Source organism: Streptomyces sp. NPDC001002 (genome assembly GCF_053599215.1).
On record NZ_JBSFLV010000017.1, the window covers coordinates 54791 to 69439 of the forward strand.

Here is a 14649-nt window from a genome sequence, read left to right on the forward strand (position 1 = left end):
AGCGGGGCCATGCCGCTCAGTCCCGCGTGGCCGGGCTGAGCGGCAAGCACCACAGCAACATCTTTTGGACGTTCTCAGCGCAGGATGAGGTTGATCAGTCGGGCGCTCCGTTCGTCCTTCGCGTCGGTCGCCAGCGCGATGTAACGCGCGGTCAGGTCCGTGCTGAGACGTCGGTCGCGGCCGTGGCCGGTGAGTTGTCCGGCCGTCCGGTAGGTGAGGCCGTCGGTGCTGTACTCCGCCCGGAGGACCGGCACTTGGCCACCGGTCCATTCGGCACGGACGTCACGGACGCGGTGCTGATCGCCGAGGTCCACGACGATTCGGCCGTGCGGACCGGGCGTCCACGCGGTTGCCGCACTGCCGTCGACGGCGGCTTCGGGATCCGCCATGCCGGGCGGCAGGGGGTTGGTCGGGAACACGACGCGGCCGAGCGCGAGATTGTCCAGGGGGTAGGCGGTCGCCCTGGGCAAGGTGACGGTCGTGGCGCGGCCCGCACGGATCACCACCGTCTTCTTCTGCCCCTGTCCGGCGACCTGGATCCGGCAGGCCGGTCCGGTGAGGCGCGCCGTCGCGCCGTCGACGACCTCCACTCGCAGGCCCGTTGGGAGCCGATTTCCGGTGAGAGGCCGCAACGTCATGCGAGGCGGGAGCAGGCGTGCCTCCGCCGCGTCGAGATGTGCCTCGTACGAACTGCCCTCCTTGGTGAACACCTGCCGGCCTTCGAACACGACCGCTGTGGAGCCGAGTTGGGGGATGTCGACCGTCGTGGAGACCGGTGATCCGGACAGGTTGAACAGGCTGAGGTGGCTGTCGGTGAGTGCGGCACGGACCGCCTCGGCCGTGGCGAGGGGGACGGCGTCGTCCGCCAGGGCGCGCAGTTCGCTGACGGACGTGTCGGCGAAGCCTTCCACCAGGAGCGGTGCGGCCGGGCCGTCGGCGAGCACGACGGCGTCGCCGGAAACGGTGATCGGGTGCTCGGAGCCGGTGACCCGCAGGCCGGCCCGGCCGTCGATCTCCAGCCAGTTCCCCCGGCTGGAGACATCGGGCACCGGCCAGGAGGCGAGGTTGTTCCAGGTCGCTCCGTCCGTCGACCCCTGCACGATGTAGGCGCGGCCCGCGGCGGCTTCCCAGCGCAGGGTGACGCGGTCGACGAGCTGAGGAGCGCCGAGATCGACGGCGAGCCAGCTGTCCGCTCGGGGCCGGTCGGCCCGCGACACCGCCCATCGGGTCGTGTCGTTGCCGTCCACCGCCAACGCGGGCTCCCGGCCTGTGTCGTTGGAGGACGCCGTTGCCGTACGACCCTGGGCGAGGTCGGCTCCGCCCGCCCCGTCACGGACCTGGAGGGTGAAGACGGAGTACCCGTACGTCGGGTCCGGACTGACCCCGAGCATGCGCACGTGTCGGACCTCGGCGGGCGTGAACGTCACCTCGTCGACGCGAGGAGTCGGAGTCGGCGGGCGGGAGTCCTGGGCGGTGACGGTGGTGCTGCCTTCGGCGTATCGGTAGGTCCGCGAACCCGTCAGGCCAGGCACGCCCGGCATCGTCAAGTTGTGGACCTCCAGCCGCCCTTCACCCGCGGCGATGCCTGTCGTCGCGTAGACGACCGCTCCCGTCGGCAGAGTCGTCAGGCCCGCGTAGCCCGACGCCAGGCGCAGCAGCGTGGCACTGCCGTCGAAGCCGTCGCGGCGGCCGTCGTACACATGGACCTGCCGTCCTGTCACCGCGGTCGACGTGCCGGGGAGGAACATCGGGGTCGCTCCACTGACACGGAACAGCCAGTCGTCGTGGGCGGGTTGCCAGGCGAACTTCACGAACCCCGGTTTGGTGACGGCTCCCGCCCAGGCGGCCGCGGACTGGTGGGACAGCAGTCCGGGTCCGGCGCCGAAGTCGGTCACCCCCGCCGAGCGGGCGAACAACGCGGCCTGGGAAAGGGGTTGGACGACCCGCCCGAGGGCTCGGGCCCAGTGGTGCAGGAGGTAGCTGATGGCCAGTTCGGCGCGCGCCTCGGGTTCGTACTTCGGCTCACCGGAGAACTTCGCGAGCCGGTACTGCGGCGGGTATTGCTGGTACGCCTCCAGCCGCTCCGCGAGGGCTGTCTCGGCCCGGGCCGCCGCGCGGTCCCCGCCGACCTGGGCGAGGAACGCGAGGGGTATGACATCGCGTCCGTACAGATGCTCCCGGTCGTTGACCATGGGCATGAGCGGCTCACCAGCGTCGCTCATGACGCTCAGGAGAGTGCGCCACAAGGCGTCGGCGTTGGGCTGGTTGGTGAGGACCTCGGGCAGTGGCCGGCCCGCGGTGATGAAGTGCGCGGCATTGCGGCCCGACGTGCGCCACAGCTCTTCCTGGTAGTGCGGTCCGAACGAGCCGTGGTTCTCGACGATGAAGGTGTCGTAGGTGTTGCGCGCGGTGTTCTCGGAGACACGGACGCCGTCCACGAGGGCCGGGTTCGCGGCATCGGCCTGCGGCAGGCCCGTCTCGTTGCGCGACCAGCGGCCGAACGCCTGCGCCCAGTCCGCGTGCCGCGGGTCGTCCGTGGCCCAGGCGAGACCCGGAGCGAGGGACTGGGCGTAGACACCCATCTCCTCCAGCTTGGTGTCCGCTTCGTAACCGCCGAGCAGTCCGTTCGGGGTCCACCCGCCTGAACCCGGGTCGTTGCCGGTGCCCAACCCGGTGGTGTAGGCGGCCTGTTCGCGCGTGATGGTCTCGATGTCGGTGCGCGTCGCGCTGTCGAGGTCGTCCCACAGCAGACGGGCGGCCAGCAGGAAGTACAGCTGGAAGGTGGTGTCGAAGAACAGCGTCCGGCCCCACTCGGTGCCACCGGTGAGCCGGTTGCTCGCGGCGAAGTGCTTGATCGTGGCGAGGGTCCTGGACCTGAGGGTCTCTTCGTCGACGCCGGCCCGGTCGGCGTCGTAGGTGCCGTGCGTGAGTAGTACGGCGTTGCCGAGGACCACGGCGAAGCCGAAGTCCTTGGCGGTGTAGTAGCCGCGGGCCGCGTCCCACTGGGTCTCCGACCAGTGGGTGTGGTTCAGCAGGACGCGGTAGTAGGTCTCCGCCACCGGGTCCGGGGTCGGGGTCGAGGCCGGGGTTGTAGGAGAGTTTTCCTGGGCTTGGGCGGTACTGCCTCCTGCGGCGATCGGGAGGGTCGCCAGGCCGACGGAGGCGCTGAGGAGCTGGACGAATCGGCGGCGGTCGAGCTGTGATCTCGGGACCATGCGCGGGCCTTTCAGGCTTAGACAACGTTGTCAGCCGGAGTGGCGGCAATTCTTCAGTCCTGTTTCTCGGAGAGTCAAGAGGCCTGGCGCACGCGGCCGTTGATTCACAGGGAGCCCGCGCGAGGTCAGGTCGGGGTGACGCGCGGTCGACGGGGCTGGGACCTGGTGCCTGAGCGGGCGACCCGGTCTCCGTCGACCTCATCGTCACCGACGCCGCCACCGCCACCGATACCGACGCCGCCACCAGGCTCGGCGGGCCGGGATCCGGCATCGGCGACGGGCTCGCCGTCGCCCTCGCCCGAACTGTCCGTCTGATCGGTCTTACTGGACTCGGTGGTCGCGAACCTCGCCCTGTTCGCGGCTCAGTGCGATCTCGGGTTCTCCCACGAAGCCAGTAGATGGTGATGATTCGTGGCGCGGTATCGCAGCAGCCGGATGCGCCGCACAGCTGATCGGCACGGCGGGAACAGGGGAGTGCTTACAGCCAGCTACCTTGTTACCAGATACGGACAAAACCGACTGAACGGCGCCCGTTCGGGCCTCATCTCATGGGGTGCAGCGAAACAGCAGATGCGGTCGGTCTCCCCGTGGAAGCAGGGACGGTGCCGCATCCGCGACAGACCAAGGGGGTCCTTTCATCATGATCACGCACCGCGCCCGCCGTACCGCCCGCACCGCCGGCCTGGTCGCCGTCACCGCCGCGCTGGGGCTGGGTCTGACCGCTTGCGGTGGCGCCCACGACGGCTCGAAGGCGGCAGGCGGAAACCGCGTCGCTGACGCCGCGCAGGAGCGGTCTGTGCCCAACGGGGCCGACACGGGCAGTGCGAAGCGGGCCGGAAACGTCGGTGTCACCACAGTGGGAGCGCGCCCGGCGTCAGCCTCGGGCGGGTCGGAAGCGGCCACGGGCAAGGCCACAACCTCCGGTGCCAAGCAGTGCCGCGAAGACGAGTTGCTGGTCACCGCCGTGCACCGGTTCGCCGGTGAGCAGGGCGATCACCTGCTGGTGACCGCGTCGAACGAGGGCAGCAAGCCGTGCTGGGTCACCTCCTACCCGGTCGTGAAGCTCGGCGAGGACATCGACACCGCCGCGCTTCCGCACTCGAAGAAGGACAACCCGGGCGGCGACAAGCGCATCACGCTCCGGCCCGGGGGCAAGGTGTACAGCGCGGTCAACCTTTTCGTCTACGGCTCGAAGAACCACACGGCGCACTCGTTCGCCATCGCGCTGCGCGGCGCGGACGGTCACACCGGACCCTTCTACTCCGTCGACACCAAGGGACAGAAACCGCAGTTCAGCTGGAACGAGGCCGACGTGCTGAACTGGAACACCGAGAAGCCCTACGACTTCTGAGCATGCCGACCATGGGCATGGATACACGGGGATGTGGTGCGGCACGAACTCGGTCGGCCGCAGGACGAAGACGGTCTGTTCGTCTCGATGAAGACGCCGCTATACCATCCAGCCTGCCCATAGTCGATGTGCCGAATCCTCTTGATGTCCGCCGGCGACGACGGGTGGATGTCAGCGACGGCCCACGTCGAGACGCCGCATCGCCGGTCTTCCGCGGTTGGGTATGGATTGCTCATGGATTCGGGGTCATCTGGAGGTGTTCTGGAAGAGCCAGGAAATCCATTCCAGCTCCTCAGGCAGTGATCTCGATGACCACGACCACGACCCCGCGCCGGCTGCAACGTCCCGAGCCGCATGCCGCCTTCTCCGGCGAGCACGTGTTCAGTTTGCTTCTGGAGCACGGACCTCACGCTCCCGCCTCGGCCCGACATGATGCGCGCCCTGTTCTGGTCGCGTGGGGACTGGACGAAGACCAGGTCTACGACACCCTCCTGGTCATCTCCGAACTCGTCACCAACGCTGTCTCCCACGCTCTGCCTCCCGTCGTGCTGTACCTGCGTGCCTCCACTGAAGGGTCCGGGCCCGTCGAAGTCCATGTCAGCGACGGCGGACCCGAGACCGCCCCGGACAACTGGGCGGCTGCCAGGCCCGTTGAGGAACACGGCCGTGGAGACATGATCATCGCTGCCCTCACAAGCCGGGCCGGAGCCGGACGCGAGAGCGAAGGTCTCATCGACCACTGGGCGAGTTTCGACGCTGCGTGACCACACACCTGGCGGCGATCCTGACACTGAGTCAGGGATGTTCACCCAGTTCCATCACCGGGCTGACGCCCCGTCGCATCAGTACCCGCATGCACGGCAATTCCCTGTCGATCACGGATGAGCGCAGGGCTCCGACCTGCCGGACCAGCAGCCTGGAGCCCCGCTTCTGCCGACAGGCCAGACCCGCCTGGACCAGCCCGGGCGCGGCATCCAGCGGCGCGCTGATCCTGCTGGAGTACGCCCTCCCTCCACAGCCGACTGACGACTGATGACGGCCTTGGTGGACCGGCATCTGCGTCACGACGTACTTCGGAGATTTCCCAGAGTGGCCCGGATGGCGGGAGCGTAGGCGGCCACGATCTCCTCTTGGTTCATGTCGACCACTACGGGGATACGCAGCAGGTGGCGGGTGAGTGCAAGGCCGAGAAGTTGGGCCGATACCAGGCCGGCTCTGGCCGCGTTGCTCCGACCGAGGGCGGGGGCTATCTCAGCTGCGAAGATCTCCTGCATGCGCTGGGCGGCCCGATCATTGGTAACGGCAGATCGCAGCAGCAAGAGCAGTGCGTCGTCGGAGCCCACGCTGTCCCAGTGATGGAGGAAGCACTGCACCAATTCCTCGGCCAAGCGGTCGGCGGGAATGCTCGAAAGATCGGGAAGACTGAGAGCGATGTCGAGGGCGGCGTCGAATAGCTGTGCCTTGCTGCCGTAGTAGCGCATCACCAAGGACGGATCGATGTCTGCGTCGGCGGCTATGGCACGGATCGTTGTGCGCTCGAAGCCTCGGTCGGCGAAGCGTCGGCGGGCGGCGTTCAAGATGGCGGCACGCGTTCGATCAGATCGTCGCGAAGTGGGAATCTGGTCGGCCTTCACCGAACGTGTGCGAGTTCGGCAACGCCCAGGACACGTATGCCAGCCAGATGGTCGGGGCTTCTGTGCGTTGCTCGGGGGTGCCTGGATTCTCGGGTTCATTTGCAGCCACGCAGCCACGGAAGACCTCCTCAGGCTCCGGCGGAAGCCGGAATCAGAATGATCTTCCCTGTGGTTCGTCCTTCCTCGCCGAGACGGTGGGCGTCGATCACCCGGGCAAGAGGAAATATTCTGTCGACGTGGACCATGAGTCGACCCTCCTCGGCGAGAGAAGCCAGGGATTCGAGGTCGGCGCGATCAGGCTCGACGAGCATGAAATCGGCGCGGAGACCGTTGTCCTTGGCCCACCGGACCATTCTCGCGTCGGCTCCGTTGAGCGCGACGATCCGGCCGTCAGGCGCCAGTACTTTGACCAGTCCCTGGATTTGCCCAGCGACGGTGGCCAGCAGAACATCGATGTCGCTCACCTGCGAGCTCACGTCTGAGCTCCTGTAGTCGATGACCTCATCGGCACCCAAGCCCCTGATGAATTCGTGTTTTGCTCCGCTGGCTGTTGCGATGACGTGGGCGCCGCGAGCCCTGGCGATCTGAACGGCGAGGTGGCCCACGCCTCCCGCAGCGGCCGGAATGAGTATTCGCTGTCCGGCAGCGACCCCGGCCACCGTCACCAGCGCCTGCCAAGCGGTAAGACCCGCGAGGGGCAGGCCCGCCGCCTGGACGTGGCTCATGCCGGGCGGCTTGAGAGCAAGGTGTCTCGACGGAGCGGTCACGAACTCTGCGTAGGCTCCTGCCTCGGCGGGAAACCGTGGCATTCCAAAGACCTCGTCTCCTGGCACGAAGCGCGTCACACCCGCTCCCACGGCCGCCACCACCCCTGAGATGTCCCAGCCCACCGAGAAGGGCGGGTCACCCAGCCCCCCACCGGCGCGTATCTTCCAGTCGACGGGATTCACGCCGGCGGCCTTCACCTCGACCAGGACCTCTGCTGGTCCCGGTTCTGGCACATCGACCTCGACAACCTCGAGAACGTGCGGGCCACCCAACCTGCTCTGCATTACTCGTCGCATGTATCCATCGAAATCCGACGGATGGTGAGGAGACGTGAGTAGTCCATGCTCAACATCCGCCACCCAGTAGGTCTTCCATTTCACGCAAGGCCTACGAAAGAAGACGCAGCCTTGGTCAGGGATGAGCACCGTTTACTCAGGTGCCTTCAGGTCCTCGAACACAGGATGGACCCCGAATCGCCTTTCGGTGGGTCTGCGCAGGGGAGTCCTACGGGCGAACGCGGGCCGTGGCTCCTGTCACGGGCGCCGGACCACAGGGATCGAGTCATGCCGAACGAGGAACCCGTCGAGGCCCACCGGCGTGCGGAAGCCGACGCCGCACCAGCACGGTCCACGCGTTGGGTGCGTCGCGTTGCGGTCGTTGCCCTTCTGCTCGCCGCGGTCAACCTCCGGCCTGCGGTCACCAGCCTTGGCCCCGTACTCGAAGAGGTGCGCGAAAGCCTCGGGATGAGTGCCACGGCAGCAGGTGTGCTCACCTCCGTGCCCGCGGTGTGCTTCGCGCTGGTGGGATCCGCCGCGCCCCGCCTCGCCCGTCGTCTCGGGCCCGAGGGCGTCATCGCCCTCGGCATGGCAGCGATGACAGCCGGGCTCGCGGTGCGTCCCCTCGTCGCGGGAACCGGCCCGTTCGTCGCGCTGAGTGCGCTCGCCCTTGCGGGGATCGCAGTGGCCAACGTCCTCCTGCCCGTCGTCGTCAAGCAACGCTTCCCGGACCGGGTCGGCATGATGACCGGCCTGTACTCCATGGCCCTGAACCTGGGCGCCTCTAGCGCCGCCGCCGTCACCGTCCCGCTTGCCGAGGCCTTCGGCGGTGACTGGCGGATCGGCCTGGGGTCGTGGGCCGCCCTCGGCCTCCTCGCCGTACCCCCGTGGCTGCCCCTCGCTCGGCGGCCCGCCGAGCGCATCGCGGACACGGCCACCGCCCCGCGTGACTCGCCGCCCAGTCCCGGCGTCCGTATGACCCGAAGCCCGACCGCCTGGGCACTCGCCGTCTACTTCGGACTCCAGGCCACCGCCGCATACGTCGTTATCGGCTGGCTGCCGCAGATCTTTCGGGACGCCGGGCTGTCCGCGGAAGGCGCGGGTGTGTTGTTCGCCGTGACCTCCGTGCTCGGCGTACCTCTGTCGTTCGTGCTGGCTGCTGTCGCCGGACGGCTGCACCGGCAGAGCGGCGCGGCAGTCACGATCGGTCTGTTCGGGATCGCCGGCTACGCCGGGCTGTGGGCAGCACCGGCCGCCGCGCCGGTGCTGTGGGCCGTACTCCTCGGAGTGGCCAACTGCTCCTTCCCGCTGGCCCTGACGATGATCGGGATGCGCGGACGCGACAGTGCCACGGTGATTCGCCTGTCGGCCTTCGCCCAGAGCGCCGGATACCTACTGTCGATCCCCGGTCCCATTCTGGTCGGAGCGCTCTACCAGCACACCGGGAGCTGGCGGACACCACTCGCCCTGATGGCCCTTTTGATGCTGCCTCAGCTCGTCGCCGGCTGGCTCGCCGGGCGAGACCGCCAGATCGGCTGACCGAGGTGGCGACAGCGGAGGCCGACCACGGCACTGCGTATGCGTCGGCGATCCACCTCGGCGGCACGGAACCAGCAGATCCGTCGCGGATCGAGATCCTCCCGGAGGGTGATGCCGTGCTGGTCGAGGTGGCCTGGCCGGACGGCACAGCGGATGTCATCCGCCTGCCTGTGTCAGGCGGACGTTTGATCCGACGTGGCACTGGGCCTGTACCTCGTTCGCTCGGAACGCCGATGTCTTGAAGGCCAAACGGCCGCGCCGGGAACAGCCGGTGCTGTCGGGACGGTTGCACCGAGCGTGAGACCGGCTGCGCACGGGCGGCGAACACGGAGACCATGCGGTCGTCCACCCCAGCGGGACTCGGGCCCCGGGTCGCGGTACGCCTGCCGCGCTCTCGCATCACGACGTACGTACTTCTGCAGGAGGACTTCTTCATGACTGACCGGCCCTTGACGCTGATGGCGGTACATGCCCACCCGGACGACGAGGCCACCGGAACCGGAGGGGTTCTCGCTCGGTACGCGGCGGAAGGCATCCGTACGGTTCTCGTGACCTGTACCGACGGCGGCTGCGGCGACGGGCCGGGGGGTGTGAAGCCGGGCGATCCCGGCCATGATCCGGCGGCCGTCGCCCGGATGCGCCGTCAAGAACTCGAAGAGAGCCGTGATGTCCTGAAGATCAGCGATCTGGAGATGCTGGACTACGCCGACTCCGGAATGATGGGCTGGCCCAGCAACGACGCGCCTGGAGCCTTCTGGCAGACCCCCGTTCAGGAGAGCGCCGCACGGCTTGCGGACCTCATGCGGCACTACCGACCCGATGTGGTCGTCACGTACGACGAGAACGGCTTCTACGGCCACCCCGACCACATCCAGGCCCACCGCATCACGATGGCGGCGCTGGAGATGACCGAGCTGACACCGAAGGTGTACTGGACCACGATGCCTCGCTCGATGATGCGGCGGTTCGGCGAGATCATGCGCGAGTTCGGCGAGGACATGCCGGAGCCTGATCCCGCCGAGGCCGCCGAGATGGCGGAGATCGGCCTTCCCGACGACGAGATCACCACATGGGTGGACACCCTCGCCTTCAGCGGGCAGAAGTTCGACGCGCTGGCCGCGCACGCCAGCCAGGGAGACAACATTTTCTTCCTCAAGCTGGGCAAAGAGAGGTTCGGCGAACTGATGGGCACGGAGACCTTCGTACGTGTCCAGGACCCCACCGGCACGGCTCTGCCCGAGAACGACCTCTTCGCCGGACTGCGCTGATCCCGCCTGATTTCCATGCCGTGGGCGGTCCCGGCGGGCTCCCTTCCGACGGGAACCCATCGGGACCGCGCTCACGCCCGGGTCAGCGGACCGTGGTGACTCGGTGCTCCTTCAGCGAGGCACAGTTGGAGCCCGTCACGTAGGTGTACACGTTGTCGATGTGCCCACCCCAGTCGACGCAGTGGCCCTTGCCGTACACATATCCCGGTCCCGCGTACGACGTGTACAGGCCCTCGTCCTCGGCGTACGCGTCGGTGTCGGGAATGTAGACGTACGCACCCATCTCCCGGGCGACACCGGGGTTGGTGCGGATGGTCGCGACGCAGTTCTTGCCGTTGGAGGCGTTGTAGGTCAGGTAGACCGTGCCCTGCGTGCCGACCGGCGTTGAGTTGACGGTCTTGTAGCTGCTCCCGCAGACCTTCTGCGGGGTGGTGTTCGGGGCTGCGGATGCCGGCCCGGCCAGTGCGGTCGTGGCACCGACCGCCAGGGCCGCCGCGGCGGTACCGCTGAGTACGGAACGCTTGAATCTCATATTTCCCCCTTGGGCGGTTAGCTGTGCTTTGCTCCTGACAGGTCAGACACGTGCCGTCTGTGTGAGGTTGTGACTCAATACCGGCTCGATCAGGCCGAGTTGGTCGAGCGGAGCCGGAGTGCGGCCGGACGGCTGTGACCTCACTGGGAAGGGGTGCGGAGCCAATGCCACGCCCGCAGTCCTGTGGAAGCGGCGCAGACGCACAGAGGCAAAACACCAGGCAGCGGGGCAGATGCGGCCCCGCCCCCGCCGAGTCCGTACGTTGACGCATTCTCGGCGCAACCCCTGATGGACCTGGACCCTTGACATTCGGGTGGCCCCAGCAGGGGCGGGCGGGGTGAGCAAGACAGGCGAGACTGCTGAGGCGACCTGAAGCGGGACGGTCGGCGCCGCCCTGCGTCCGATCGGAGGCACGCGGCGCCGTTCCCTAGCGGCCGACCGTGCTCCAGTCGGCGGGGGTGGGCGGCACGGAACGGCCGGCGACGTGCTCGTGGAGGCGCCGGGTCGGTTCCGGTAGGTCGGAGGCCGGGAAGTCGATGAGCATCCAGCCACGTCGGGACTCGACCCACTGGGCCATGTGCGGCAGCTTGTCCGGCCAGGAGGCGCACCTTCGTATGACGTCATCGCAGGAGCATAGAAGTGAGCTACGACATCGACGCATCGGCGTCCCTGGGCTGCATGGTGCGCCCGCCGGGCCGACTAGGACGCTCTGAGGGCGATGTGCGTGAGATTCCCTGCTGATTGCAGGCGCCTCCGCCGGAGGTGCGGTGGAGGCTGGAGCCCAAAGCCTCGCACCGCTTCTCCTTCATGGATGATCAGTCCTCGGGGAGGAAGACCTTCTCCATGCCGTCTCGCAGGCCCTTCACGAAGCGCTCGTCGTCATTCGACACCGGGCCCTCCAGGGCGAAGAGCGACTCGCCATGCAGCGGCAGGGTGTCCCAGGTGCCGGCCAGCGCTCGGGCGCGGTCCTCACCGAAGAGGTGGGAGACGAGCGCGATGGTGCTCGGGTGCACTGTGGCGGCGCCGCCGGCGGTGAAGACCTTCGCCTCCGGCAGGACCGACCATGCGCGACGCGGCTCCGCCACGTCCGCTCCGAGTTCCCTCAGCCGACGGCCGAGAACGGCGGCGGCCTGGAACTGGGTGCCGTCGAGGATGCCCGATCGGAAGACGACGCCGACTCCTGCGCAGTTCGCGGCCACCCAGCGATTCGCGCTGTGGTGCGCGCGTATGAAGTCAAGGATCTGCGGGTCGCGGGAGGCTGCGCCGCCCCCGATACCTCCGGGAACGTAGATGAGGTCGTACCGGTCGTCGGGGCTGACCTTCTCGGTCTGTATCTGCGCGCCCATGTGGGTGGTCACTGTTCCGCCCGCGAAGCTGCCGAGGGTGACCTCCAGGGCTTCTCCCTGCTGGCTGAGGTCGTAGGCAAGCGCCTTGAACAGTTCCCAGGGTGCGAAGAGGTCCTGCTCGCCGACGTTCGGGAAAGCGAGGAAGAGGATCCTCCTGATGTCGTTCATGGTGATACTCCTTGTTCAGCGGATTTCCCGCTTGTGTGTGGTTCTTCGGATGCCTGAAACGTATAGAGGGGCTCGACACTCCCGAATGAGTACCTGGTACTCACATTGCTGAGGGCGCGCGATGTCGGGGCCGGAGCAACCGGATCGGCGGTCGGTTGCAGCGCGGGAACAGGCGTCAGACTCGGGACAGTTGACGCTTCTCGTCCGGTTCCTCGGGTGCAATTCCCTGTGCGGTGGAATCCAGCCTCGCGCGAAGTTTCTCGCCCTCCACGTCAACGTCGGGCAGAAGCCGGTCCAGCCGGCGGGGCAGCCACCAGGCCTTGTGCCCGAGCAGTGCGAGGACCGCCGGGACAATCGTCATCCGGACGACGAACGCATCGATGAACACTGCGATGGCCAGTCCGAAGCCAATCATCTTGATCATCGGCTCACTTGAACCGATGAACCCGGAGAAGACCGCGATCATGATCACCGCGGCTGCGGTGACCACCCGAGCTCCATGCTGGAAGCCGGTGACGACGGCTGTCCCCGGCCGTTTTTCTCCGACATACGACTCACGCATGCGTGACACCAGGAAGACCTCGTAGTCCATGGCGAGCCCGAAGACCACGCCGATCATGAAGATCGGCATCATGGACATGATCGGGCCTGCCTGTTCGACGCCGAACAGGGAGCCCAGCCATCCCCATTGGAAGACCGCGACGACTGCGCCGAGTGCTGCCGTTACGGAGAGCAGGAAGCCGAGCGCGGCCTTGAGCGGGACGAGCACCGACCGGAAGACCAGCATCAGGAGCAGAAACGCGAGGCCTACCACCAGCGTCAGGTACGGCAGCAGTGCATCGTTCATGCGCTGCGAGAAGTCGATGTTCATCGCTGTCGTGCCGGTGACCAGGACATGATCGTCGGTGGTGTCTCGGATCGAGTGCACCAGTTGCTCGGTGGCGACCGAGGAGGGCCGATCCTTGGGGATGACCGTGATCATCGCGGTGTTGCCGGCCTTGTTGATCGTCGCCGCGGAGACCGAGGCAACACCCTCCATGTCCTGGAGCGTTGTGCGAGTGGCGGAGGCGGCATCGCGGTCGCCGTCGACGACCACCGACAGAGGTCCGTTGTACCCCGGACCGAAGCTTTCGGACAGCAGGTCGTACGCTCTGCGCTGCGTGGTGCTGACCGGCTGAGAGCCGTCGTCGGGCAGGCCCACCTGCAGTGACGCGGCAGGGATGGCGAAGACGCCAAGGCCGAGCAGACCCACGATCAACACGGCGGCCGGTCGACGCAGCACGAAGCGCGCCCACCGAACGCCGCCGTTGGGCGTTGCCGAGGCCCGGCTTGCCGTGCGGGGCGAGACGCGCCGGCCGGCGAAGCCGAGAAGGGCAGGAATCGCCGTCAGGGCAATGAGAACGGCAAGGACCACAGTGCCGGCGGCAGCGAAGCCCATCTTCGTCAGCAGCGGAACGTTGACAACGGCCAGTCCTACCAGGGCGATCACCACGGTCAGGCCTGCGAAGACGACGGCGGAGCCGGCCGTGCCGACGGCCCGGCCCACTGCCTCCTCGCGATCGTGCCCCTCCGCGAGTTCGGCCCGGTAGCGCGAGACGATGAAGAGCGCGTAGTCGATGCCGACCGCGAGTCCGATCATCATCGCCAAGGTCGAAGTGGTGGAACCGAGTTCGAAGGTGCTCGCCAGCGCAGTGATGGTGGAGATGCCGATGCCGACTCCGAAGAGTGCGGTCAGCAGGGGCAGTCCGGCGGCCACCAGTGATCCAAGGGTGACCACGAGGACCACCGCGGCGATGACTACGCCGATCACTTCGCCGATGCCGGGCTCTGGTGAAGTCTGGAGTGCCGTCCCACCCACCTCGGCGGTCAGACCACTCTCGCGAGCGTCGGTGGCGACGTCATCAAGTGACTTGAGAGTTGCGTCCGTCAAAGACCCCGGAGGGTTTTTGTAGGTGACGGAGACGAAGGCGGTCGACCCGTTGGGGGATACGGCCTTTTCCTCGTACGGATCAGTGATGGACACCACTTGATCCGGCCTCGACCTCAGCTCTTCCACGAGAGCCCTGACGGCCGCCTTGTGGACCGGGTCGGACACCTTCTCCGATGCGGGGGCTTTCAAAACGATGTGAGCTACAGCGCCATCGGGGCTAATCCCGGGGAAGCGCGTTTCGACAAGCCCGACGGCCTTTTGGGCCTCTGTTCCTGGAAGTGAGAACGACGACGCGACGGTACTGGAGGCCACACTCGCGCCCACCGCGGCACAGCCGAGCAGCACGACCCAGATCACGGCGACGAGACGGCGGCGCCGAAAGGCAGCCCTGGACAGCAGATAGAGGAACGTAGCCACGGAGGCTCCCAGTCGGATTGGGGGGACAGTCAAAGACGCGCCGCGGTGGTGGCGTCCCCAGACGTGGTGAGAGCGGAACGCGGAGACCATCCATGGACACGTCCTCTTGATGCCTACGGTGGGCTACGAGTGATGCGAGCACCTGAGTAAACGGTGCTCAACCTCCCGCGAGAGCGGGGCCGGGAGCCTTCCCCGGCTCCACCTCA

12 protein-coding genes are annotated in these 14649 nt (G+C 67.4%); 5 read left to right on the plus strand and 7 right to left on the minus strand.

From position 1 onward, the window contains the following. Positions 1 to 74: 74 nt before the first annotated feature. The gene (locus tag ACWDR3_RS11060) at positions 75 to 3215 is read right to left on the minus strand and encodes a discoidin domain-containing protein (RefSeq protein ID WP_450352176.1); all 3141 of its coding nucleotides are present in this window, start codon (positions 3213 to 3215) and stop codon (positions 75 to 77) included. 640 nt (positions 3216 to 3855) lie between these two features. Here ACWDR3_RS11060 and ACWDR3_RS11065 point away from each other — a divergent pair. From ACWDR3_RS11065 to ACWDR3_RS11075, 3 genes are all read left to right on the plus strand, one after another. Continuing rightward, positions 3856 to 4566, plus strand: a complete 711-nt coding sequence (locus ACWDR3_RS11065; protein WP_450352177.1) for a DUF4232 domain-containing protein — start codon at positions 3856 to 3858, stop codon at positions 4564 to 4566. 308 nt (positions 4567 to 4874) lie between these two features. Further along, on the plus strand, positions 4875 to 5330 hold the full coding sequence (locus tag ACWDR3_RS11070) for an ATP-binding protein (protein ID WP_450352178.1): 456 nt from the start codon (positions 4875 to 4877) through the stop codon (positions 5328 to 5330). 89 nt (positions 5331 to 5419) lie between these two features. Further along, a complete protein-coding gene (locus tag ACWDR3_RS11075) occupies positions 5420 to 5599 on the plus strand; it encodes a hypothetical protein (protein ID WP_450352179.1) in 180 nt (59 codons plus the stop codon). Positions 5600 to 5627: 28 nt separating this feature from the next. On the opposite strand, the gene ACWDR3_RS11080 is transcribed toward ACWDR3_RS11075, so the two are convergent. Continuing rightward, complete coding sequence (locus tag ACWDR3_RS11080) at positions 5628 to 6200, minus strand: TetR/AcrR family transcriptional regulator (protein ID WP_450352180.1); 573 nt, start codon at positions 6198 to 6200, stop codon at positions 5628 to 5630. A gap of 128 nt (positions 6201 to 6328) precedes the next feature. Then, the gene (locus ACWDR3_RS11085; protein WP_450352181.1) at positions 6329 to 7348 is read right to left on the minus strand and encodes an NADP-dependent oxidoreductase; all 1020 of its coding nucleotides are present in this window, start codon (positions 7346 to 7348) and stop codon (positions 6329 to 6331) included. 183 nt (positions 7349 to 7531) lie between these two features. Between ACWDR3_RS11085 and ACWDR3_RS11090 the strand changes: the two genes are divergently transcribed. Further along, complete coding sequence (locus ACWDR3_RS11090; RefSeq protein WP_450352182.1) at positions 7532 to 8782, plus strand: CynX/NimT family MFS transporter; 1251 nt, start codon at positions 7532 to 7534, stop codon at positions 8780 to 8782. Between the two features lie 434 nt (positions 8783 to 9216). After that, the gene (locus tag ACWDR3_RS11095) at positions 9217 to 10050 is read left to right on the plus strand and encodes a PIG-L family deacetylase (protein ID WP_450352183.1); all 834 of its coding nucleotides are present in this window, start codon (positions 9217 to 9219) and stop codon (positions 10048 to 10050) included. A gap of 82 nt (positions 10051 to 10132) precedes the next feature. Here the strand turns inward: ACWDR3_RS11095 and ACWDR3_RS11100 are convergent, their stop codons facing one another. The 4 genes from ACWDR3_RS11100 to ACWDR3_RS11115 all read right to left on the minus strand — a co-directional run bounded on the left by ACWDR3_RS11100 (position 10133) and on the right by ACWDR3_RS11115 (position 14443). Further along, on the minus strand, positions 10133 to 10582 hold the full coding sequence (locus ACWDR3_RS11100) for a spore-associated protein (protein WP_450352184.1): 450 nt from the start codon (positions 10580 to 10582) through the stop codon (positions 10133 to 10135). A 427-nt stretch (positions 10583 to 11009) separates the two neighbouring features. Beyond that, positions 11010 to 11159, minus strand: a complete 150-nt coding sequence (locus tag ACWDR3_RS11105; protein WP_450352185.1) for a hypothetical protein — start codon at positions 11157 to 11159, stop codon at positions 11010 to 11012. Between the two features lie 238 nt (positions 11160 to 11397). Then, positions 11398 to 12096 (minus strand): DJ-1/PfpI family protein, encoded by a 699-nt coding sequence (locus tag ACWDR3_RS11110; protein ID WP_450352186.1) that lies wholly within the window; start codon positions 12094 to 12096, stop codon positions 11398 to 11400. 175 nt (positions 12097 to 12271) lie between these two features. After that, positions 12272 to 14443, minus strand: a complete 2172-nt coding sequence (locus ACWDR3_RS11115) for an MMPL family transporter (RefSeq protein WP_450352187.1) — start codon at positions 14441 to 14443, stop codon at positions 12272 to 12274. Positions 14444 to 14649 lie beyond the last annotated feature (206 nt).

Excerpts from the sequence above, each read along its gene's own strand:
- ACWDR3_RS11060 (WP_450352176.1), bottom strand. The coding sequence starts at position 3,215 with ATGGTCCCGAGATCACAGCTCGACCGCCGCCGATTCGTCCAGCTCCTC.
- ACWDR3_RS11065 (WP_450352177.1), top strand. The coding sequence starts at position 3,856 with ATGATCACGCACCGCGCCCGCCGTACCGCCCGCACCGCCGGCCTGGTC.
- ACWDR3_RS11070 (WP_450352178.1), top strand. The coding sequence starts at position 4,875 with ATGACCACGACCACGACCCCGCGCCGGCTGCAACGTCCCGAGCCGCAT.
- ACWDR3_RS11075 (WP_450352179.1), top strand. The coding sequence starts at position 5,420 with ATGCACGGCAATTCCCTGTCGATCACGGATGAGCGCAGGGCTCCGACC.
- ACWDR3_RS11090 (WP_450352182.1), top strand. The coding sequence starts at position 7,532 with ATGCCGAACGAGGAACCCGTCGAGGCCCACCGGCGTGCGGAAGCCGAC.
- ACWDR3_RS11095 (WP_450352183.1), top strand. The coding sequence starts at position 9,217 with ATGACTGACCGGCCCTTGACGCTGATGGCGGTACATGCCCACCCGGAC.
- ACWDR3_RS11100 (WP_450352184.1), bottom strand. The coding sequence starts at position 10,582 with ATGAGATTCAAGCGTTCCGTACTCAGCGGTACCGCCGCGGCGGCCCTG.
- ACWDR3_RS11105 (WP_450352185.1), bottom strand. The coding sequence starts at position 11,159 with ATGGCCCAGTGGGTCGAGTCCCGACGTGGCTGGATGCTCATCGACTTC.
- ACWDR3_RS11110 (WP_450352186.1), bottom strand. The coding sequence starts at position 12,096 with ATGAACGACATCAGGAGGATCCTCTTCCTCGCTTTCCCGAACGTCGGC.